Origin of the sequence: Arthrobacter sp. GCM10027362 (genome assembly GCF_042679445.1) — a bacterium.
Taxonomy (GTDB): domain Bacteria; phylum Actinomycetota; class Actinomycetes; order Actinomycetales; family Micrococcaceae; genus Crystallibacter.
On record NZ_JBHTML010000065.1, the window covers coordinates 1 to 20134 of the forward strand.

18 protein-coding genes are annotated in these 20134 nt (G+C 69.8%); 6 read left to right on the forward strand and 12 right to left on the reverse strand.

From position 1 onward, the window contains the following. From ACFQ36_RS11255 to ACFQ36_RS11265, 3 genes are all read right to left on the reverse strand, one after another. A partial coding sequence (locus tag ACFQ36_RS11255) for an ABC transporter permease (protein WP_377013627.1) occupies positions 1-672 on the reverse strand: 672 nt, incomplete at its 3' end. Beyond that, positions 672-1739: an ABC transporter ATP-binding protein gene (locus ACFQ36_RS11260; protein ID WP_377013657.1), complete on the reverse strand. Its 1068-nt coding sequence runs from the start codon at positions 1737-1739 to the stop codon at positions 672-674. The genes ACFQ36_RS11260 and ACFQ36_RS11255, both read right to left, overlap by 1 nt. Positions 1740-1943: 204 nt before the next feature. Continuing rightward, positions 1944-2372: an NUDIX hydrolase gene (locus ACFQ36_RS11265; RefSeq protein WP_377013629.1), complete on the reverse strand. Its 429-nt coding sequence runs from the start codon at positions 2370-2372 to the stop codon at positions 1944-1946. A gap of 273 nt (positions 2373-2645) precedes the next feature. Between ACFQ36_RS11265 and ACFQ36_RS11270 the strand changes: the two genes are divergently transcribed. Next, on the forward strand, positions 2646-4364 hold the full coding sequence (locus ACFQ36_RS11270; RefSeq protein WP_377013631.1) for a hypothetical protein: 1719 nt from the start codon (positions 2646-2648) through the stop codon (positions 4362-4364). Positions 4365-4412: 48 nt separating this feature from the next. On the opposite strand, the gene ACFQ36_RS11275 is transcribed toward ACFQ36_RS11270, so the two are convergent. The 3 genes from ACFQ36_RS11275 to galU form a co-directional block, all read right to left on the reverse strand. Continuing rightward, positions 4413-5168, reverse strand: a complete 756-nt coding sequence (locus tag ACFQ36_RS11275; protein WP_377013633.1) for a hypothetical protein — start codon at positions 5166-5168, stop codon at positions 4413-4415. 261 nt (positions 5169-5429) lie between these two features. Continuing rightward, entirely contained in the window at positions 5430-6068 is a 639-nt protein-coding gene (locus tag ACFQ36_RS11280; protein ID WP_377013659.1) for a GNAT family N-acetyltransferase, read from the reverse strand. Between the two features lie 11 nt (positions 6069-6079). Further along, positions 6080-6982 (reverse strand): UTP--glucose-1-phosphate uridylyltransferase GalU, encoded by a 903-nt coding sequence (galU, locus tag ACFQ36_RS11285; RefSeq protein ID WP_377013635.1) that lies wholly within the window; start codon positions 6980-6982, stop codon positions 6080-6082. A 124-nt stretch (positions 6983-7106) separates the two neighbouring features. Between galU and ACFQ36_RS11290 the strand changes: the two genes are divergently transcribed. The 3 genes from ACFQ36_RS11290 (at position 7107) to cpaB (ending at position 8918) form a co-directional block, all read left to right on the forward strand. Next, positions 7107-7751 (forward strand): 5-formyltetrahydrofolate cyclo-ligase, encoded by a 645-nt coding sequence (locus ACFQ36_RS11290; protein WP_377013637.1) that lies wholly within the window; start codon positions 7107-7109, stop codon positions 7749-7751. A gap of 93 nt (positions 7752-7844) precedes the next feature. Continuing rightward, positions 7845-8123, forward strand: coding sequence for an FmdB family zinc ribbon protein (locus ACFQ36_RS11295; protein WP_377013639.1), 279 nt, complete (start codon positions 7845-7847; stop codon positions 8121-8123). Positions 8124-8294: 171 nt separating this feature from the next. Further along, positions 8295-8918, forward strand: a complete 624-nt coding sequence (gene cpaB / locus ACFQ36_RS11300; protein WP_377013641.1) for a Flp pilus assembly protein CpaB — start codon at positions 8295-8297, stop codon at positions 8916-8918. Positions 8919-8924: 6 nt separating this feature from the next. Here the strand turns inward: cpaB and ACFQ36_RS11305 are convergent, their stop codons facing one another. From ACFQ36_RS11305 to ACFQ36_RS11330, 6 genes are all read right to left on the reverse strand, one after another. Beyond that, a complete protein-coding gene (locus ACFQ36_RS11305; protein WP_377013643.1) occupies positions 8925-13019 on the reverse strand; it encodes a DUF4011 domain-containing protein in 4095 nt (1364 codons plus the stop codon). A 111-nt stretch (positions 13020-13130) separates the two neighbouring features. Continuing rightward, positions 13131-14696 carry a glutamine-hydrolyzing GMP synthase gene (gene guaA / locus ACFQ36_RS11310; RefSeq protein ID WP_377013661.1) on the reverse strand — a complete coding sequence of 522 codons (1566 nt, stop codon included), beginning with the start codon at positions 14694-14696 and terminating at the stop codon, positions 13131-13133. Between the two features lie 115 nt (positions 14697-14811). Further along, complete coding sequence (locus ACFQ36_RS11315) at positions 14812-15297, reverse strand: DUF3817 domain-containing protein (protein WP_377013645.1); 486 nt, start codon at positions 15295-15297, stop codon at positions 14812-14814. A gap of 14 nt (positions 15298-15311) precedes the next feature. Then, positions 15312-16145: an SURF1 family protein gene (locus ACFQ36_RS11320; RefSeq protein ID WP_377013647.1), complete on the reverse strand. Its 834-nt coding sequence runs from the start codon at positions 16143-16145 to the stop codon at positions 15312-15314. A gap of 94 nt (positions 16146-16239) precedes the next feature. Beyond that, positions 16240-17964: a glycerol-3-phosphate dehydrogenase/oxidase gene (locus tag ACFQ36_RS11325; protein WP_377013649.1), complete on the reverse strand. Its 1725-nt coding sequence runs from the start codon at positions 17962-17964 to the stop codon at positions 16240-16242. A gap of 23 nt (positions 17965-17987) precedes the next feature. Then, on the reverse strand, positions 17988-19127 hold the full coding sequence (locus ACFQ36_RS11330; protein ID WP_377013651.1) for a GuaB3 family IMP dehydrogenase-related protein: 1140 nt from the start codon (positions 19125-19127) through the stop codon (positions 17988-17990). Between the two features lie 143 nt (positions 19128-19270). Here ACFQ36_RS11330 and ACFQ36_RS11335 point away from each other — a divergent pair, with 143 nt between their 5' ends. Together ACFQ36_RS11335 and ACFQ36_RS11340 are read left to right on the forward strand one after the other, a co-directional pair. Beyond that, on the forward strand, positions 19271-19909 hold the full coding sequence (locus ACFQ36_RS11335) for a S8 family serine peptidase (RefSeq protein WP_377013653.1): 639 nt from the start codon (positions 19271-19273) through the stop codon (positions 19907-19909). A gap of 15 nt (positions 19910-19924) precedes the next feature. Beyond that, on the forward strand, positions 19925-20134 hold a 210-nt coding region (locus ACFQ36_RS11340; RefSeq protein WP_377013655.1), incomplete at its 3' end, for a hypothetical protein.

The following is a 20134-nucleotide window of genomic DNA, read 5'->3' on the forward strand; positions in this document are numbered from 1 at the left end:
GGGCCCGGCAGCGGCCCGGACGGTGGTCCGGGCCCGCCGGCCGGGCCGCCGCCACGGCGTCAGCAGGCGCTCGGTGAGCACCAGCACGGCATCCAGCAGCGCTGCCAGCACGAGGGTCATGACGATCCCCACGAAGATTTCGGTCAGGAAGGAGCGCAGCAGCCCGTCGGTGAACAAAACGCCCAAATTCTGGATGCCAATGACCGCGCCGACGCTGGCCAGCGAGACGTTGCTCACCGACACCACGCGCAGGCCGGCGAACAGGACCGGCAGCGACAGCGGCAGGTCGACGGCCAGAAACCGCCGCAGCGGACGGTAGCCCATGGCCCGGGCAGCCTGCCGCACGCCGTCGTCAATGGAATTGAGCGCGTCCACCACCGAGCGCACCAGCAGCGCCACGGCATACAGCGTCAGGGCCACGATCAGGTTGGCCATGTCCAGGATCCTGGTGCCCAGCAGCACCGGCAGGATTACGAACAGCGCCAGCGAGGGGATGGTGTAGAGCACCGAACTGACGGACAGGATCAGGCCCCGGGTGGTCCGGATCCGCCAGGCCAGCCAGCCCAGCGGCAGGGACACTGCCAGGCCCACGACCAGCGGCAGCACCGACTGGTACAGATGCAGCCAGGCCAGGCCCAGCACGTACGGCAGATTGTCCAGGAGCCACTGCATCAGCCGGTCCGGCCCGCCTCGATCCGGCGCAGCACCCTGTCTGCGGCCACCAGCCCGGCCACCCGGCCGGAGGCGTCCACGGCCACACCCTTGCCCGAAGGCGAGGACAGGGCCGAGTCCAGCGCCTGCCGCAGGCTGGAACCGAGGACAAAGAGCGATCCGCCGGCCACCATCGCGTCCCGGTCCCGCACCCCCGGCGGCAGCCAGCCGACCGGCCGGCCGACGCCGTCGGTCAGCAGCAACCAGCCCTGGCTGCCGGCGCCGGCCAACTCCCCCGGACCGGCCGTCATGGCAGGTTCCAACTCCAGTCCGGCGGCCGAGTCGAAGCCCAGCGCCCGGAAGCCGCGGTCCCGGCCCACAAAGGCGGCCACGAAATTGTCCACCGGTGCCCGCAGGATCTCCGCCGGCGGAGCGAACTGGGCCAGCCGGCCGCCGGTGGCGAAGACGGCGACCTTGTCTCCGAGCACCGTGGCCTCGTCGATGTCGTGGGTGACGAACACGATGGTCTTGGCCAGCTGGCGCTGCAGCCGGAGCAGTTCCTGCTGCAGTTCGGCCCGGACCACCGGGTCCACCGCGCTGAAGGGCTCGTCCATCAGCAGGATCGGCGGGTCCGCAGCCAGCGCCCGGGCCACGCCCACACGCTGCTGCTGGCCGCCCGAGAGCTGGGCGGGGTAGCGCCGGCCCAGTTCCCGGGCCAGCCCGACAACGTCGAGCAGTTCCTGCGCGCGGCGCCTGGCCTGCGCCTTGGGTACCCCGTTGAGCCGGGGCACGGTGGCGATATTGTCCAGCACCGTGCGGTGCGGCAGCAGCCCCGAAGACTGCATGACATACCCCATGGTGCGGCGCAGGGCGGCGGCGGGGCGCCGGGCGACATCCGTGCCGTCCACCAGGATGGTCCCGGAGGTCGGCTCGACCATCCGGTTGATCATCCGCAGCGAAGTGGTCTTACCGCAGCCGGAGGGTCCGACAAAGACGGTAATGGCGCCGCGGTCGATGTCCAGGCTCAGGTTCTCCACCGCCGGCTGCCCGCCCGAGTAGCGCTTGGAGACGTTGCGGAAGCACACCATCGGTCCGCTGCCGGGCGTGCCGCCTTCCGGCCCGGATGCGATGCCGGCACGGGCGGCAGGCACCGGTAGGGGCTCGGTCATGCTGTGCTGCCTTCCATAGGAGCCTGCGGTGCTGTGGTCGTTGGGTCGTTTTGGACCGAGTCTATCCACATCGCCGCTGCCGCGGCACGCACGGCAGCGGCGCCTGCCCGGCAACTCCCGCGTTCAGGCCACGGGGGCGAAATAGAGGCGCAGCCCAACATCCACCAGGTCAAGGCGGTCCAGTGCCGGCACCTCGTCCAGCGGCACCCAGCGCGCCTGGTCCGTGGAACCGTTGAGTTCGTGTGTCAGTTCCCCGCCGGTGATCCTGGCTTCGTAAATGACCCGCAGCGCGTGCAGCGGCCGCGTCCCGCGCAGCCTGCGTTCGGCAGGAATGTGCTTGCTGTCCACGCCCAGCAGCCGGCCGAGGCTGACGGTGTAACCGGTTTCCTCGAAGATTTCCCGTACCGCGCCGGCGGCTGCGTCCTCACCCAGTTCCAGGCCGCCGCCGGGCAGTGTCCAGCGCGCGGTGCCGGACTCCACCCAGCGGGCCAGCAGCAGCGCATTGTCCTGAATGATGACGCCGTAGGCGCCCACCCGGGTGTCGAATTCCATGGCTCCACTCTAGGGTCAATCTTCAGGGCCGTGTCAGCGCCGGCCCGGATAAGCACAGCGCCGGGACCGCGGCGCGCGTGCGGTATGTGCGAACGGCGCATAAAATGGTTCGACGTGTCAATACCGGCGGACGGAACCACAGCATCGGACAGCCCAGGCCGGACGAAAACTGCTATTTGCACGGCACCGAACTGAGGGTTAGAACTGAAATCATGGGGACCAGGCCAAGCTGCACCCCGGGGACACACAGCCCCGGACCGGTGGCATACCGCCATGCCTGACACCGCGGCCAGACTTCGGAAGGTCCTCAACGCCGCGGTCCCCGACCCCGACACCCTTCCGAGCAGCGCCCGGGACTGCCTGGACCGCGCGTACGAGGCCGCCTACGCCGAAGACAACCTGGGCGCGCTGTTCCTGGCCCGCGCCGGGCTTCAGCGTGCCGCCCGGAACGAAACCGAGACCGTCCTCTCGCTCTACTCCGTGCTCATCGCCGTCAGCCAGCTGACCGGCAGGCAGGCGGACGCGGACGGCTACCTCCGCGAGCGGGTCCGGGTGCTGCGCGAGGCGGGACAGGACATGCAGGCATCGGTCGAAGCAGACCTGGGCACCCTGTTGTTCCGCGAAGCGACGGAAAAGGATCTGCCGCTGCTGGAGGCCGCCCTCGAGCAGCTGGCCGAAGCCAAGGCCCCGCCGGCGGTGCTGGCGGACCTGCAGCTGGCCGTCGCCGTCGCCCGTTCCCGCAACGGGGCCAAGCCGCAGGTGCTGAAACTGCTGGAACACGCGGTCCAGGGTTACGCCGCCGGCCGCCGGTCGGACAGCCTGGCGGGCGCCCTGATGTATTTGGCCCACACCTATGTGGTAACGGACCACCCGCGCCGCGCCATAGCCACGGCGGACCGGCTGTTGTCCATGCCGGCCAACCGGGCGCTGCTGGCGTCGATGTGGCTGCTCAAGGCGAACCTGGCCGCCGGCAGCGGCGAACATGACGACGAGGCCCTCGAATACGCGCTCACCGCCCTGGAATTCTATGCCGCCGCCGGCGTACGCAAGGGAGCGGTGTCCGCCGCCGTCGTCGTCGCGCGGCTTTGTGCGGCGGCCGATGACGGCGATACCTCGGTGCTGGCCTGGCAGGTGGCCGTGCAGCAGGCAGAACGCGGCGAGGTCCACGAGGAACTGACCCTGCGGCTGGCGCTGGGCAACCAGCTGCTCGAGGCCGAGGAATACGAACTTGCCCGGGATGTGCTGGAGAAACTGCTCGAGCGGCAGGAACGGGCCAACGCCAGCGCCTCCGATATCGCCCGCACGCTGATGAGCCTGGGCCATGCCCACCGCCATCTCGGGCGCAGCGCCGACGCGCTTGAATGCTGGCGCCACGCCGTCTCGGAGTTCAATGCTGCCGGGGAGTATGCGGAAGCCTCCCGGGCCCTGCTCGCCATCGGCACGCTGCTCGCCCGCGAAAACCGGGAGGCCGATGCGCTCGTGTGCCTCGAGGCCGCCGTCGCCGCCGCGCGCAGGGCCACGGAGGATGACACGGTCCTGCCGCAGGCCCTGCACGCCCTGGGGCACGCCCTCTGCGATGCCGGCGATCCGGATGGCCTCGCCCAGCTGGACGAGGCCATCCGGATCGCACGCGACTACGGGGCAAGCTGGCACGAAGCGGACTACAGCGATACCCGGGCCCGGGCGCTGTGGGCACTGGACCGGGGCCAAGCCGCGGTGGCGGCCGCCCTGCATGCAGCGGACCTGTACACCGCCGCCGATGACCCGGGGTCCGCCTGCAATGCCGAACTCTTTGCCGCACAGGTGCTGGCCGAAACCGGACAGACCTCGGCGGCGGTCACCATTTTCCGGATGGTGCTGGACCAGCCGGAAATCAGCCGGTCGCTGGTGGTGGCCGCCAACATGGGGCTGGCCGGAGCGCTCGACGAACTGGGCCGCAAGCGGGCTGCGGACCGGGCCAGACGAGCAGCCCAGGAAGCCGCGGACGGCTGAGCCCGGCGCCGTCCCGGGCCAATCGGACGCGGGCCCACAGGCCCGCCCTCAGGCCCGGCGGCGCTGCAGGACGGCGTCGAGGTTGAGCTTGCCGGCCTGCGGCCGGGGATGGCCGTCCTGGCTGTCCTGGCCGGCAGGAACAGCTGCCGCGGCAGCGGCCGGGGCCTTGAGCGCGGCGTCCTGTTTGATGTAGGTCTTCGTTGTCGGCTTCTTCACCTCGGGAGCCGGCAGCGGCTCGGGAGCCGGCCGTTCCGCCTTCGCGGCGTCAATATAGGTCGGCTTCGGCAGCTCCACCGGCTGCCAAGCCGGCCCGGAAACGCCGGCAGCAGGGCCGGAAGCCTTGGCTGCGGCCGCGGCCGCGACCTTCAGGGCCTCGGCACGCAGCTGTTCGGCCGAGAGTGGAGCCGGCGCTGCCGGCGCGGCCTTCCCGTCCGCCACGGCATCGGCGTTAAAGAGCACCGTTTCCCGGTGCCGGACCGGCTGCTCCGGTTCCGTTGCCCGGGACGCGGTCCCGGTGCCGGCCTTCGCTGCCCGGGCCCGGGCCCGCTGCCTCCGGTCGCGGACGGCCAGGCGGCGGAGGAACACGACGACGGCGGCAACCGTCAGCAGGGCAAGAAGAGGGACGCTGCCCGGGAGCGCACCGAAGAGCGCCAGCAAGGTGCCGGTTGCGAATGCCGCGACAGCCATGAGGCCGACCAGCGCGAGGACGGTACGTCCCCACCTGACCCGGAACCCGGCAGCCTGCCCGGGCGCGGGGGCCGGACCCGCATGTTCGGAGTGCGCGGAACGGGCTGTGTTCTCCATGATCATCCCCTGAAGGCCGGCGGCGTGCCCGCCGGCAGGTACAGATTCGAGTAATGGTCTCCGGCCTACTGCTGCCCCGGCCAAGGCTGCTTCCGCTTGGAAGCGAAGTACGTACGGCGCTACCCAGGCAAGCCAAAGCCCAATGATGACCACAAAGATCACTGAGCTCTGGATATCCACCCTCAAACCGTAGAAGCCGCGCAGGTAACGATGCGGTATTAATCACGGTGTGTCCGATAACGGGAATATCACAACTGCTTGCTATGGTGCCTTCGCCGATTGATCGCCCTCGCGCAGCCAGCGCTCCAGGAGCCCGCCCGGCACCTCCTCGGCGGTCAGGGCGAAGCTGCGGTGGTCCGCCCACTCGCCGTTGATATGCAGGTAACGCGGCCGGAGGCATTCGGGGCGGAACCCCAGCTTCTCGACCACACGCAGGCTGGGCGCGTTCTCGGGCCGGATGTTGATTTCCATGCGGTGCAGCCCCAGGACACCGAAGCAGTGATCCGTGGCCATGGCGACGGCAGTCGGGGCAATTCCCCTGCCGGCGCAGCGCCGGTCCACCCAGTAGCCCAGGGTCGCCATCATGGCCGAGCCCCAGACAATGCTGGAGACGGTCAGCTGGCCCACGAGGACGGGTTTGGGCAGACTCGGCCGGCGTTCGGTGATCAGCCAGGGCAGCGCCGTGGCCTGCCGCGCCTGCTGGTTGAGCGAATGCACCATCTCGCCGAAGGACGGCAGCCGCCCCCCGGGCTGGGGGTTGGATGCCTCCCACGGCGCCAGCCACTCGGCGTTGTACTGCCGCACCTGAGACCACTCGCGCTTGTCCCGACGCAAGATGGGGCGGAGCACCAAGTCGCCGCATTCGAGGGTGACCGGCCAGAAGTCCGAACCCAGCACCATCGCCGACAGGATCAGTCCGTGGCGCCGGCGGTGAACTCCTTGAGCCACAGACGCAGCTCCTCGCCGATATCCTCGCGCTCGACGGCGATGGTCAACACGGCCTTGAGATAGCTGAGCTTGTCCCCGGTGTCGAAGCGGCGGCCACGGAAAACGACGCCGTAGACGCCCCCGCCCTCGCCATCGCGGGCAGCCAGTGTCTGCAGGGCGTCGGTAAGCTGGATCTCTCCACCGCGGCCGGGGGGCGTCTGCTCCAGCACCTCGAAAACGCTCGGATGCAGGACGTAGCGGCCGATCACCGCGAGGTTGGACGGGGCTTCCTCCGCGGAAGGCTTCTCGACCAGCTGGTTGATTTTGACATAGCCGTCCCCGTCGACGGCCGATACGTCGGCGCAGCCGTAGGCGCTGATCTCGGAAGGTTCGACCTCCATCAGCGCAACCACGGAGCCGTGGGTCCGGGCCTGGACCTTCATCATCTCGGTCAGCAGTTCGTCCTGCTCGTCGATAAGGTCGTCGCCCAGCAGGACCGCGAACGGCTCGTCTCCGACGTGCTGCCGGCCGCACCACACCGCGTGGCCCAGCCCCTTGGGGTCCCCCTGCCGAAGGTAATGGATGTCCGCCAGGGATGAGGCCTTCCGGACAGCGGCCAGCTTATCGAAGTCGCCTTTGTCTTCCAGCGTCTGTTCCATGAACGGCACCCGGTCAAAGTGGTCCTCCAGCGGACGTTTGTTACGTCCGGTGATCATGAGGATGTCGTCCAGGCCTGCCCGCACGGCCTCCTCGACCACGTACTGGATGGCCGGCTTGTCCACCACGGGGAGCATTTCCTTCGGCATCGCCTTGGTGGCGGGAAGGAAACGGGTGCCCAGCCCCGCAGCGGGAATGACTGCTTTACGTATAGTTTTTCCAGTCTTCATATCCCAAGAGTACCCACGGAAACCGGCGATTCCCGGTTTCGGGATAATTTCCCGGTATTGGTCCCGGTTCGCCCGGCTGTGTTCCAATGTGTTCCGAGACGGATCCGCGACGGGGAGGACATGCATGACAGCCATCGACAAGACTGACAAGGAGGCGGTCCGCACCCGCTTCCGGCAGCAGCGGGCCGCGCTGGATGCGCAGGCCCGCAGAGCCGCAGCCGCAGGCCTGGCCGACGTCGTCCTCTCGGCCCTGCCGAGCCTGGGCATCGAGCCGGGCTCGACCGTGGCCGCCTATCTTTCCGTAGGATCCGAGCCTTCCACGGCCCTCCTGCTGCCCGGCATGGTGCGTGCCGGCTACGAAGTCATCGTTCCGGTGTGCGAACCGCATTACCAGTTGAGCTGGGCCCGCTGGTACGAGGGCGTGCCGCTGGCCCGCAGCCCGCGGGCATGGGTGGACGAGCCCGTCGGAGAGCGGTTCGACCGCAGCATTATGGCCGGTGTGCCGCTGATCCTGGCCCCGGGGCTGGCCATCGACCATGCCGGCAACCGGCTGGGCCAGGGCGGCGGGTACTACGACCGTTTCCTGGGGGCGCTGGCCCGGCAGGAGAAACGGCCGCGGACGGTAGGTGTCGTCTACCGCCACGAACTCGTTCCCGTCGGGACCTTCGAGTCCACGCCGCTGGACATTCCGCTGGATGGAGCGGTCACCGACGAGGCCTGGACGTGGTTCGACGCCGGCAATTCCAGCCGGACAGCGCAGACGGTGTAGAATTAGCACTCGGAGCCGTCGAGTGCCAGCCTGCGCGGCCAGCCGGCACGGCTTCATGATCGTTTCCAGGATCAATGTTGAGGAGGATCCAGAGTGCCAACCTACGCCTACGCATGCAAAGCCTGCGGCCATGCCTTCGATATCCAGCAGTCCTTCAGCGACGACTCGCTGACCGTCTGCCCCGAATGCGGCGGCACTCTGCGCAAGAAGTTCACCAGCGTCGGCGTGGTGTTCAAGGGTTCGGGTTTCTACCGCACCGATTCGCGCGATTCCAAGAGCACCAGCACGGTCCCGGCCGCCAAGCCCGAGACGCCGGCGGCCCCCGCTGCCGCCCCCGCTGCTGCTCCCGCCCCTGCCGCGGCGGCCAGCTGAGGAGCTGACTCTTCGCGCGGGTCCTTCACGGCCCGCTTCCTTCCTCCACCGGGTTCCCCGGCCCCGCACTGTCCACAGCGGCGTCCCGTTCCCTACCATGCGGGCAGCAGTACGGCCTAGCGTGGCTGCATGCACGGACAAACCCCGGGCCGGGCAGGCCCACTCCGCTTCTTGCGCCGGCTGGTACGCCGGCATCACCGGCTGCTGGCGGCGCTGTTGCTGTGCGCCGCGGCCGGTCTGGCCGTCCAGGCGCTGAGCCCTGCGCCCCTTTCCACCGTCCCCGTCGTTGTTGCGGCCGAGGACCTGCCGGCGGGCACTGTCCTTTCTGCGGCGCACCTGGCCGTGCACGCGCACCCTGCGGCCGCCGGGCCTGCCGGCTCCACCGCCGTTCCCGCGGACCTGCTCGGCCGCAGGCTGGCCTCGGCGCTGCGGGCCGGCTCCCCTGTGCTGGATACCTCGCTGGTGGGTCCGGGTCTGCTCACCGGCAGCCCGCCCGGCACCGTTGCGGTGCCCGTGCGGCCGGCCGATCCCTCCACGGTCCAACTGGTCAACCCCGGACAACTCGTGGACATCGTGCTCAGCAGCGGCAACGGCTTCGAACAGCCGGCAGCCTCGACGGTGCTGGCCCGGAGCGTTCCGGTGCTGTGGAAGGCCGACGGCGCCACCGCGGCAGCAGGCCTGCTGGACAGCACGCCGTCAGCGGGGCTGGTGGTGGTTGCCGCCTCTCCGGCCGAAGCCACGGCCCTGGCCAGTTCCTCCAGCCGGGGCCAGGTGTACCTGGTGCTCGTCGGGTAGCAGGGTTCAGCCCCAGTGCGGCGGGCGCTGCTCCTTCAGCCAGGCATCCCGGTCATGGTGGGTATCGCCCCAAGTCCGCGGGTCATCCTCGGCAGCCTTGGTTGGGATCACGCTCCCGCCGTGCAACGAATGCTTCGCGTGGCGGCCCGTCTCCTGCTCGGCCGGAGCCCCGCCGGGGGTCCCGGCCGGCGCCGGTTGTCCGGAGCCGGACGGGACTCCGGCATTTGCGCCGGTCCCGGCGGCAGGTTCGGCTGCCGGCCCGGGCGCCTCGGACTGCACCGGTGCCGACGATCCTGCAGCCGCGCCGTCGGCCCGACGTGCCGGCCGTTCCGGCCGTTCCGGCCGGGCGGTGCCGGCTTCGCCACCCGCCTTCGCGGGTTCCTCCAGTCCCAAGTATCCTCCAATCAGGTCGGCGCACTTGTCGGGGTCGGTAAACACCTCGATGGTCCACAGCGTCAGCGGCCGCCAGCCGAGCCGTTCCAGGAACTGCGGCCTCAGGCGGCTGCGTTCCCGTACGGACATCTGCAGATACTGCCGGGTGCCGTCCGAGTTCAGCGCCACGGGCATGGCCGGATCATCCTCCGGAAGCAGCGGCGCGGCAACGATGTCAATGTCGCCCTCGTAATGGTCGCGCACCCGGGCCCCGCGGGCACGCACCCGCTCCACCAGATCGGACACGAGGGCGTCGTCAAAGCCCGGGGACGGCCTGTTCGCAAAGCCTGTCGAGTCGCCAAGCCCTTGCGTGATCAACCGGTAGAAATCCACCGCGCCGCTGCCCAGGCGCGTGGCATCGAGATCTTCGGGCCGGAAACAGGTAAGCACCCGCAAAGTCCTGCGGGCGCGGGTCATGGCCGTCAGGAAGTGGCTGCGGCCCTGGGGACCGGACAGCGGACCGAAATCGTGCACCGCCCGACCGTGCGGGGTGCGCCCGTAGCCCAGGGAAAAGACCACATCGTCGCGGACCAGGCCGGCGGCACGTTCCACGGGGACCACATGGAAGGGCTCCGGGCCGGGTCCGAAGAACGCTGCCGCGTCCGGGGCCGCGGCCAGCCGCTGCCGCACGGCTTCGGCGACTTTCGCCGCGTGCCGGGCATTGGCGGTGACGACGGCCAGCGAGCGCGCCGAGCGCAGACGCGCATGCTCGAAGACCAGGTCCACCACCCGGCCGATTTCCGCCGGCACGCTCTCCACGGCCTCGTGGCCGGCGCCGGGAAGCCCGGTTCCGTCCGCGATGTATTCCACCGTCAGGGCCTCGGAACCGGTGATCGCCGCCGCCGACGGCAGGCGGGTCAGGTCCCCGTCGTAGAACTCCGCGCCGAGATACTTTGTCAGTTCCAGATCCACCGCACGGTAGGCCGTTGTCAGGGCCTTCACGGGCAGCACCCGGGCGAGGGCCTCGAAGGCGCTGGTGAGCGGTTCCCCCTGCTGCTCCGGTCCGGTCACCGGAGCCCCGGACAGGTCCACGTTCACTTCGAAGGGCTGGGGCACGCCCAGCCGGCCGTCGCCAAAGGCAATGACCTGGGACGCGCGGACCATCGCGCCGATGGCCGACTGCAGGCTCGTGGATTCCGCATCCAGGATGATCACCGCGTCGAAGGTCTTGGCGGCCGGCAGCACCGAGGACAGCACCAGGGGCGAGGCCGCCCACACCGGCATCAGCGCCGGAATGAGTTCCCCGGACTGCTCCGCCAGGGTGTTCAGGGTCGGCTCGCCGGCCTTCAGCAATGTCTTCAGGCTCTCGGCGGCCACCGGATGCTTCTTGATCGACCGCCGCCAGTTCCCGGCCAGCTCCCACCGCAGCCTGGCGGCCCCGGAAGCAATATGGGCATTGTCGGCCAGCCGGTACACGGCCTCGATCTTGCGCAGGTTGGCGCCGTCGGTCATCGCCAGGTAATCGTCCCCGCTGATCATGGCTTCGAGGGTCGACTGCCACCAGGCCAGTTCCAGCTCCGCCTCCACGCAGTCGGCTCCGACCTCCCGGGCCGCCAGATCGTCCAGCAGCTCGCCCAGACCGTGGCCGCGCATCTGCTCCAGCAGCAGCGTCCGTTCCGGCAGCGTCACCAGTGTCTGCTTGTCCCTCACCAGCGTCTTCAGGCGCTTGAGCAGGGCCTCGTAGTCCAGGTCCGCGAGCCCCTGTCCGGGGGCCTGCTCGGCCAGCACCCCGGAGAGCCGGCGCAGCTTCCGGTGCATGTTCCGGTAGAAGTTGCTCAGATCCGCCAATCCGGTGGGGACCGCGGGATGGCGCTGCGTCGTCGCGTAGGTGCTCCACTTGGCCCGCTGCGCCTGCACCTGGGCCAGCGACTCGTGCAGATCGGCAATGTGCACCCCGGGACGGACATACTCCTTGGCCACGCGGCGCAGCCGTGAGCGGGTGATCGAGCTCATCTCGATGCCCCGCTCGCGGCGCCAGGCGGACGGGGCGGTGGCCGAGATCAGGTCGGTGACGGGGCGGTCGAAGATATCCGGGGTGAACTTGTCCAGACTTTCCCGCACGGCCACCAGCAGCTCAAGCTGTTCACCCCACTGGCCGAAGCTGCCGCCCAAGGCAATCTGGGAATGCTCGGCCACGGCGGCCATCCGCTCGCGCAGCTTGGGAAGGTCGCGCTCCAGATCCACGGCGAGCTGGTGCGCGTCCTCGGTCTCCTTGCGGTTGAGCAGTTTCGACCCGAACCAGGGGCTCGCGGTGGAAGCCTTGCTGAAGCTGCCGAGCTCGGCGGCCCGCTTGAGCCGGACGGCCAGTTCGGTCCGGTCCGTGATGCTGTCCAGGACCGAGCGCTTCAGGCGCACCGTGGTCGCCGGCGCCGGATCCAGCGAGGTCAGGCGTGCCAAAGACTGCATGGCCTGGTACGGGGAGCAGTTCCAGCGCCGGCGCACATTGTGCAGGGACTTCACATGGTCCAGCAGCTTGTGTCGATGGTCGGTCAAGGTGGCATGAAGCTTCTGCAGCTGCGGTTCGGTTGCCTTCTCGTTGCGCGAAATGGCCCGGATGAGCTGGTCCCGCAGCTGCTGGCTGGTGATGTTCGCATTCAGCTGCAGCACCAGGGAACCAAGCTTGAGCGCGCCCAGCTGCTGGACGAACTGGTTCAGGGCAGCCCGCCGCTCGGCCACCACCAGGACGTTCCTGCCCTGGCGTGCCAGCAGCGCCGCGGCGTTGATCGCGGTCTGGGTCTGGCCGGTGCCCGGCGGCGCGGAAACCACCAGGGAGTGCCCGGCCTGGACCAGGTCCAGCACATCCTGCTGGGCCGCGTCCGCGTCCAGCACCAGGAACTCGTCCTGCGGCGCGCGCTCGTCGAGCGGGGGGAGATTCACGGACGGCGCCGAAACCGTACCGGGCCCTTCCGGGTCGAGGTCTGCGGCGATCAGCGCATTGAGCACCGGATGGTCGGCCCGCAGACCCACGGCGCCCGAAACGTCCGCCAGGTCGGCGAAGGTGGACACCAGCAGGTGGTGCTCGATGTTCATCCCGCGCACCTCCGCGGTCAGCTGGCGCAGGCACTCCAGCACCGGGTGCGGGTCGAAGCGCGCCGTGCTGTAGGCCAGCCGGGCCACCGCATCGGCGTCGAAGGCCAGGCCCTGCTCGGCGGTCAGATGCCGCACCAGGGCCGGATTGAGCCTGGCCCGCTCGGTCAGCTGGAGTTCGTAGTCGTCCTGGGTGGGGCGGACGGTCAGGGCCACCGGGGCGAGCATCACCGGCGCGGTGAGGGATTCGGACCGGCCCGCACCGGCGACCCGCCAGGTGGCCGTCCCGGCGGCAAGATAGCCGACGTCGATCCCGCGCTCGGTGCCCAGTTCGACGATCCTAGCGCGCAGGCTGCGCGCGGTCTTCATGGCCGCCGCATACTGGCCGGGTTCGCGCAGCAGCGTGGACAGGCGCGTGCGCCGGGTGGTCAGCAGCTGGGTCAGCCCGGACGGATGGGCGTGGGTCAGGTCGATGCTGTTCGTCGGCGTCGGGACGAACTGCAGGAGCGTATCCGAGCCGGCGTGGCGGCCGAGCTGCTGGAGCCACGACGCCAGGACATCGCCGGCGACCCCGCCCTGTGGATCCGGCACGGCTGCCCCCTTTTCTTCACTCGCGGACAAGAACCTCGACCAGATAGGCATGTCTTTCAAACTATCCGATCGCAAAAGCCAATCGGGAGACCGCAACACTGCCGCGGCCAAATTGCCGGCCGACCCCGGCACGGGCCCGCGCAGCTGCGGCCTCCCGAGCGGCTACTCCCACTCGATGGTTCCCGGCGGCTTGCTCGTTACGTCGAGCACCACGCGGTTGACTCCGTCCACCTCGTTGGTAATCCGGCTGGAAATACGGGCCAGCAAGTCGTACGGCAGGCGGGACCAGTCGGCAGTCATGGCGTCCTCGGAGGAAACCGGGCGCAACACGATCGGATGCCCGTAGGTGCGGCCGTCGCCCTGGACGCCCACGCTGCGGACGTCGGCCAGCAGCACCACCGGCATCTGCCAGACCTCGTCATCCAGCCCGGCGGCGGTCAGCTCGGCGCGGGCAATCGCGTCCGCCTTGCGCAGCAGGGCCAGCCGGTCCTCGGTGACCTCGCCGATGATCCGGATGCCCAGGCCGGGTCCGGGGAACGGCTGCCGGCCGACGATTTCGGCCGGCAGGCCCAGCTGGCGGCCGACGGCGCGGACCTCGTCCTTGAACAGCGTGCGCAGTGGCTCTACCAGTTCGAACTGCAGGTCCTCCGGCAGGCCGCCCACGTTGTGGTGGCTCTTGATGTTCGCCGCGCCCTCGCCGCCGCCGGATTCGACAACATCGGGATAGAGCGTGCCCTGGACCAGGAACTTCACCTGTCCGCCCTCGGCGGCGGCCTCGGCCAGGACGGCCTTCTCCGCCGCCTCGAAGGCGCGGATGAATTCGCGGCCGATGATCTTGCGCTTGGTCTCCGGATCCGTGACTCCGGCCAGGGCGTTCAGGAAGCGCTCCTGCTCGTTGGCCACGTGCAGCTTAACCCCGGTGGCGGCGACGAAATCGCGTTCGACCTGTTCGGCTTCGCCCTCGCGCAGCAGTCCGTGGTCCACAAAGACACAGGTCAGCTGGTCGCCGACGGCACGCTGCACCAGGGCCGCGGCGACGGCGGAGTCCACGCCGCCGGAGAGCCCGCAGATCACCCGGGAATCACCAACCTGTGCGCGGATGCGCTCGACCTGCTCCTCCACGATGTTGCCGGTGGTCCAGTTCGGTTCCAGTTTGGCGCCCTTGAACAAGAAGTTCTCCAGCACGGCCTGGCCGTACGCCGAGTGCTTGACCTCCGGGTGCCACTGCACGCCGTACAGGGCCTTGGACTCGTTGGCGAACGCAGCCACCGGGGCCCCGGCGGTGCTCGCCAGCACGTCGAACCCTTCGGGCGCCTCTTGCACGGAGTCCCCGTGGCTCATCCAGGTGTTCTGGCTGGCCGGGGTGCCTTCGAGGATGGAGCGGACCTCCCCCACCGCCGTCGCCGTGGTCGCACCGTATTCCCGCAGCCCGGTCCGGGCAACCTTGCCGCCCAAGGCCGCGGCCATGGCCTGGAAGCCGTAGCAGATGCCCAGCACCGGCACACCGGCCTCGAACAGGTCGGCGCCCACGCTCGGGGCACCGTCGGCATAAACGCTGGAAGGGCCGCCCGACAGAATGATGGCGGCCGGATTCCTGGCCAGCAGCTGCTCGGTGGTGTAGGTATGCGGAACAATTTCGGAGTAGACGTTGGCCTCGCGCACGCGCCGGGCAATCAGCTGCGCGTACTGGGCCCCGTAGTCCACAACAAGAACGGGCCTGTGGTCCATGGCGGGGGGATTAGTCACCAATACAGGATAGTCGGCGCGTACCGGTGCTCGCACCTTGGGCGGCGCAGCGGCCGGACGCCGCCTGCGGCCGGCCTGCCGGGGTGCAGGCGGCGCGTCAGTAGCGCTTCGCGGCCTCCGGGTGGCTGGCCAGGTCCTCCTCGACCTGGCGGTGCACCCGGCGCTCCAGGATGATGGACAGGAACGGGACAACCCCGCCCAGGGCGATCAGGACGAAGCGCGTGAACGGCCAGCGCATCAGCGACCACAGGCGGAAATCCGCCATCAGGTAGAGCACGTACAGCCAGCCGTGGGCTATCAGCACGGCGATCGACAGGTTCACCCCGCCGTCCACCGCGGCCGGCTCGGCCTGGGCGAAGCCGAAGCCGAACGCGTCCCCGGTCACCGTGTTGGTGCCGCCGGCGAACAGGAACAGGTTGAACCCGTAGCGCATGACCATCTCTGCGCACAGCAGGAGCAACATCACACCCGTGATGTAGGAGGTGGCCTTGTAGAAGGTCAGCGCGGACCGGATCTGGGCGTGGGTTCCGCCGTAGCGCCGCTTGGCGGCCGGCCGGGCCTGGTTCGGGGCAGTTTCGCTCACTTGGTTACCTCTGTCTATCGGGTCGTCGTCTGGTTGTCGTCGGTGCCGGGACCGGTCTCCGGCTGCAGGGTGGCAGCGGCGGCATCCTCGAGCGCTTCCTGCTGGCGCCGGTAGTCGTCCGCGACCAGCCGCCACCAGAGGAAGACCGCGAAGCCGGCGAAGACAATCCATTCCACCGCGTAGAAGATGTTCAGCCAGTTCACCGGGGTTTCCTGCGGCTGCGGGCCCACCTGGACCGGGACCAGCTTCGTGCCCGCCGTTCCGGTGTCCGGGGCGGCGCCGTCGAGCCCGAGCCGGATGCCGGCAACGAAGCCCGAATAGCCGGGCATGTCCCACAAGTTGACCAGCTCTGCCACGGACAGCGTGGGCACCTGACCCGGGACCGGCCGCTCGGGCTGGGGCGCCTCGGTTGGCAGCAGGCGTCCAACGACCGCGGCCCGGCCCGCGGGGGCCGGTTCGGCGTCGCCGGGTGCGGCGACCCAGCCGCGGACCACCGGGATCATGACCTGTTCGCCGGTCTGGTTCTTCACGCCGTCGACGGCGAAGGCCGCCACCACCCAGTAGCCTTTGTCGCCGTCGTGGAGACGGTTGCGCACCAGGACCTGCTTGCCCGGGACAAAGCTGCCGGTGAAGGAGACCATCTGGTCCGCCGTCGCCGCTGTCATCGGCACCCCGGGGGTGAAGACCTCGGTGAGCGGGCGCACGGTTTCGGTGGCGGCCGGCGGGGGCGGAGCCTCGCTCCGGGAGGCGGAAAACTGCCACTGGCTCAGCAGCACAAAGACCCAGGAAAGGGCGAGCGCAAAGACCAGCGCCGCGATCCACCGGGGCTTGAGGGCGGTTTTCAGCACCCGTTAACCCTACTTCGTGCCCTTGTAGAAAACGAAACTGCCCCGGCCGGAAGAGCGCTTTCAGCCGGCGTCCCTGGCCGGGGACCGGACTGCCTCAGGCCAGCGGGACGATGTCTTCCACGCCCAACCGGGCACTGTCCGCGGAAACGTCGTCGGGCTGTTCCTGGCTCAGCCGTTCCGCGTCCACCCGGGCCAGGTAGTGCCGCACCTCCCGGTCCACCTGGGCCCGGCTCCAACCCAGCAGCGGGGCCATCAGCTCCGCCACCACGGGCGCCGCCGAGACCCCGCGGTCCCAGGCTTCGATGGAGATCCGGGTGCGGCGGGTGAGCACGTCGTGGATGTGCCGGGCGCCCTCGTGCGTAGCGGCGTAGACCACCTCGGCGCGCAGATAGTCGTCCGCCCCCGGCAGCGGTTCGGCCAGCTCCGGCTGCCGGGCAATGAGCGCCAGCACCTCGTCCGCGAGCGAACCGTAGCGGTTGAGCAGGTGCTCCACCCGGGCCACGTGCACTCCGGCACGTTCGGCCAGGCGGCTGCGCTTGTTCCAGTTGGCCTGGAAGCCGTCGGCACCGAGCAGCGGAATGTTTTCGGTGCAGCTGCTTGCCACCCGCTCGTCCAGGGTGCGGACCGCCTCGTCGACGGCATCCCGGGCCATCAGCCGATAGGTGGTGTACTTGCCGCCGGCAACGACGACGAGCCCGGGCACCGGGTGCGCCACCACGTGCTCCCGGGAGAGCTTGGCCGTGGAGTCGCTCTCGCCGGCCAGCAGCGGCCGCAGTCCGGCATACACGCCTTCGACGTCCTCCCGGGTCAGCGGGCGCTTGAGCACGCGGTTCACGTGCTCCAGGAGATAGTCGATGTCCTTCGAGGAGGCGGCCGGGTGCGCCTTGTCCAGGTTCCAGTCCGTGTCCGTGGTGCCGATGATCCAGTGCCGGCCCCAGGGGATCACGAACAGGACCGACTTCTCGGTGCGCAGGATCAGGCCGACGGTGGACTGGAAGCGGTCCCGCGGCACCACCAGGTGGATGCCCTTGGAGGCGCGGACCTTGAGCTGGCCGCGGTCGGTGACCATGGCCTGGGTTTCATCGGTCCAGACGCCGGTGGCGTTGACCACCTGCTTGGCGTGGATGTCGAATTCGGTGCCGTCCTCCTGGTTGGACACCCGGGCACCGACGACGCGTTCGCCCTCGCGCAGGAAGTTGACCACCTTCAGCCGGTTGGCCGCCCGCGCCCCGTAGGCCGCGGCGGTGCGGACCAGGTTGACCACCAGGCGGGCGTCGTCCACCTGGGCGTCGTAGTACCGGATGGCTCCGACGAAGGCATCGTCCTTCAGGCTCGGGGCCGCCCGCAGCATGGCGCGCCGGGTCAGGTGCTTGTGCAGGGGCACCCCCCGGCCGTGGTCCTGGGCCGCCGCCATGATGTCGTAGAGGGCGACGCCGGCACCCACGTAGGGACGTTCGATGAACCGCTTGGTCAGCGGGTACATAAACGGGACCGGGCGGACCAGGTGCGGAGCGATCCGTTCCAGCAGCAGGCCCCGCTCCTGCAGGGCCTCGCGCACCAGCGCGAAGTCCAGCATCTCCAGGTAGCGCAGGCCGCCGTGAATGAGCTTGGAGGAGCGGGAGGAGGTCCCGGAGGCCCAGTCCCGTGCCTCCACAATCGCGGTGTCCAGCCCGCGGGTGGCCGCGTCCAGCGCCGCCCCGGCGCCGACCACGCCGCCGCCGACAATCAGGATGTCCAGTTCCCGGCCGCGCCCGGCGGTAGCGCGCAGGGCAGCCAGGGTGTCCTCCCGGTCCTGCGGGCTCAGTGCACCGGCGTCCATGGCTGGGTGGGCCTCCGCCGCGCTCAGTCGCGGCCTGCCAGCGGGGACAGCACCACTTCGCAGCGCTGGAATTCCTTCAGGTCCGAGTATCCGGTAGTGGCCATGGAGCGGCGCAGCGCCCCGATCAGGTTGGAGGTGCCGTCCGTATGGTGCGAGGGACCGTGCAGGACTTCCTGCAGCGGACCTACGGTGCCGACCCGTACGCGGTCGCCGCGCGGCAACTCGCCGTGGTGGGCCTCCATGCCCCAGTGCCAGCCGCGGCCGGGAGCCTCCTCGGCGCGGGCCAGGGCCGAACCGAGCATCACCGCGTCCGCGCCCATGGCCACCGCCTTGACGATGTCGCCGCTGTAGCCCACACCGCCGTCGGCAATCACGTGCACGTAGCGGCCGCCGGACTCGTCCAGGTAGTCGCGCCGGGCCGCGGCCACGTCGGAAATGGCCGAAGCCATGGGCGAATGGATGCCCAGGGCGCGGCAGCTCGTCGTCGTCGCCCCGCCGCCGAAGCCGACCAGCACGCCGGCCGCGCCGGTGCGCATCAGGTGCAGGGCAGGGGTGTAGCCGGCGGCGCCGCCGACAATCACCGGCACGTCCAGCTCGTAGATGAACTGCTTGAGGTTCAGCGGCTCGTGCTCCTTGGAGACGTGCTCGGCCGAGACGGTGGTGCCGCGGATGACGAAGATGTCCACGCCGGCGGCGAGCACCGTCTTGTAGAACTCCTGGGTACGCTGCGGGGTCAGCGAACCGGCGACCGTGACACCGGCCTCGCGGATCTCGGCCAGGCGCGAGGTGATCAGCTCGGGCTGGACCGGGGCATCATAGATTTCCTGCATGCGCCGGGTGGCCGCCGGGCTGAAGTTCTCCTCGCTCAGGCCCACGATTTCATCCAGCAGCGGCTGCGGATCCTCGTAGCGGGTCCACAGGCCCTCGAGGTTGAGCACGCCGAGGCCGCCCAGCTTGCCCATGGCGATCGCGGTGGCCGGGGACATCACCGAGTCCATCGGGGCGGCCAGCACCGGGGTCTCGAACATGTAGGCGTCGATCTGCCAGGAGACGGAGACATCCTTGGGATCCCGCGTCCGGCGGGACGGGACGATGGCCACATCGTCCAGGGAGTAGGCACGGCGCCCACGTTTACCACGGCCAATCTCAATCTCGTAAGTCACGGATCTAGGTTATCCCAACCGCGGCGGCAGGCCCCTGCGCGGTCCGCCGCACAGCCGCGGCTGTAACGGTGTTGTAACGCCGGCCGCGGAAACTGAAGCCCGCAGACTGCGAACACCACCCAAGGACACCCAAGGACCAGGTCATGGCCGATCCGATCGCTGAAAAAACCGTCGTCCTGCGGGCACCGGCCTTTGGTGCCACCCGGGATCCCTTTGCCGGCCCGGGCGCCGAAGCGGCCTCGGACGGGCCGGCCTGGGGGGTGGCCGCGGTGGGGGCCGATGCCTCCCCCTTCACCGGGGCCAGGAACACCGACGACGACAACGGCCACGGCACGCACTGCGGGGGAACCATCTTCGGCCGGAACCTCAACGGCCAGCGGATCGGCGCGGCACCGGGAATCGCCGAGGCGCTGATCGGCAAGGTGCTCGGCGGACCCAACGGCGGCAGCGGCGTGATTTCGGTGGCCGCGCTGGGCCAGGGGCCTGACGGGCTGGCCGTCGCGCCGTTCTCCAACACCCGGGCCACGGTTGCCGCCCCCGGCGTCAAGATCACCAGCGCCTGGCACGGCGGCGGGACCAGGACCATCAGCGGCACCAGCATGGACACTCCCCATGTGGCGGGTGTGGCGGCGCTCCGGGCCGAACAGTTGGCCCAGCGTGGACCGCTGAACCCGGTCCGTCTGACGGCAAGGCTGGTCGCCTCCGGCACTTTTACCGGACTGGCCGCGGCGGCCGATCCGCTGGACGTCGGCTCGGGGCTGGTCCGGGCATCGGCGGCGTAACGGGAAGGGACTGCCATGATCGTGCCACCGGAGGTCATCGCGGCCACCGAAACCCGCTACCGGCAGCACGCCCCGGAGCGGACGGCCGCCGTGGAGAAAATCAAGGCGGCCAAGGAAGCCGGCGGCAGCATCCTGAGGGTGGACGACCCCGCCCGGGTGGCGCTGCGCAGCCGCCGGATCATGCGCGATGCAGCCGTCCGCGACGCCGTCGCCGCGGCCGCCGGC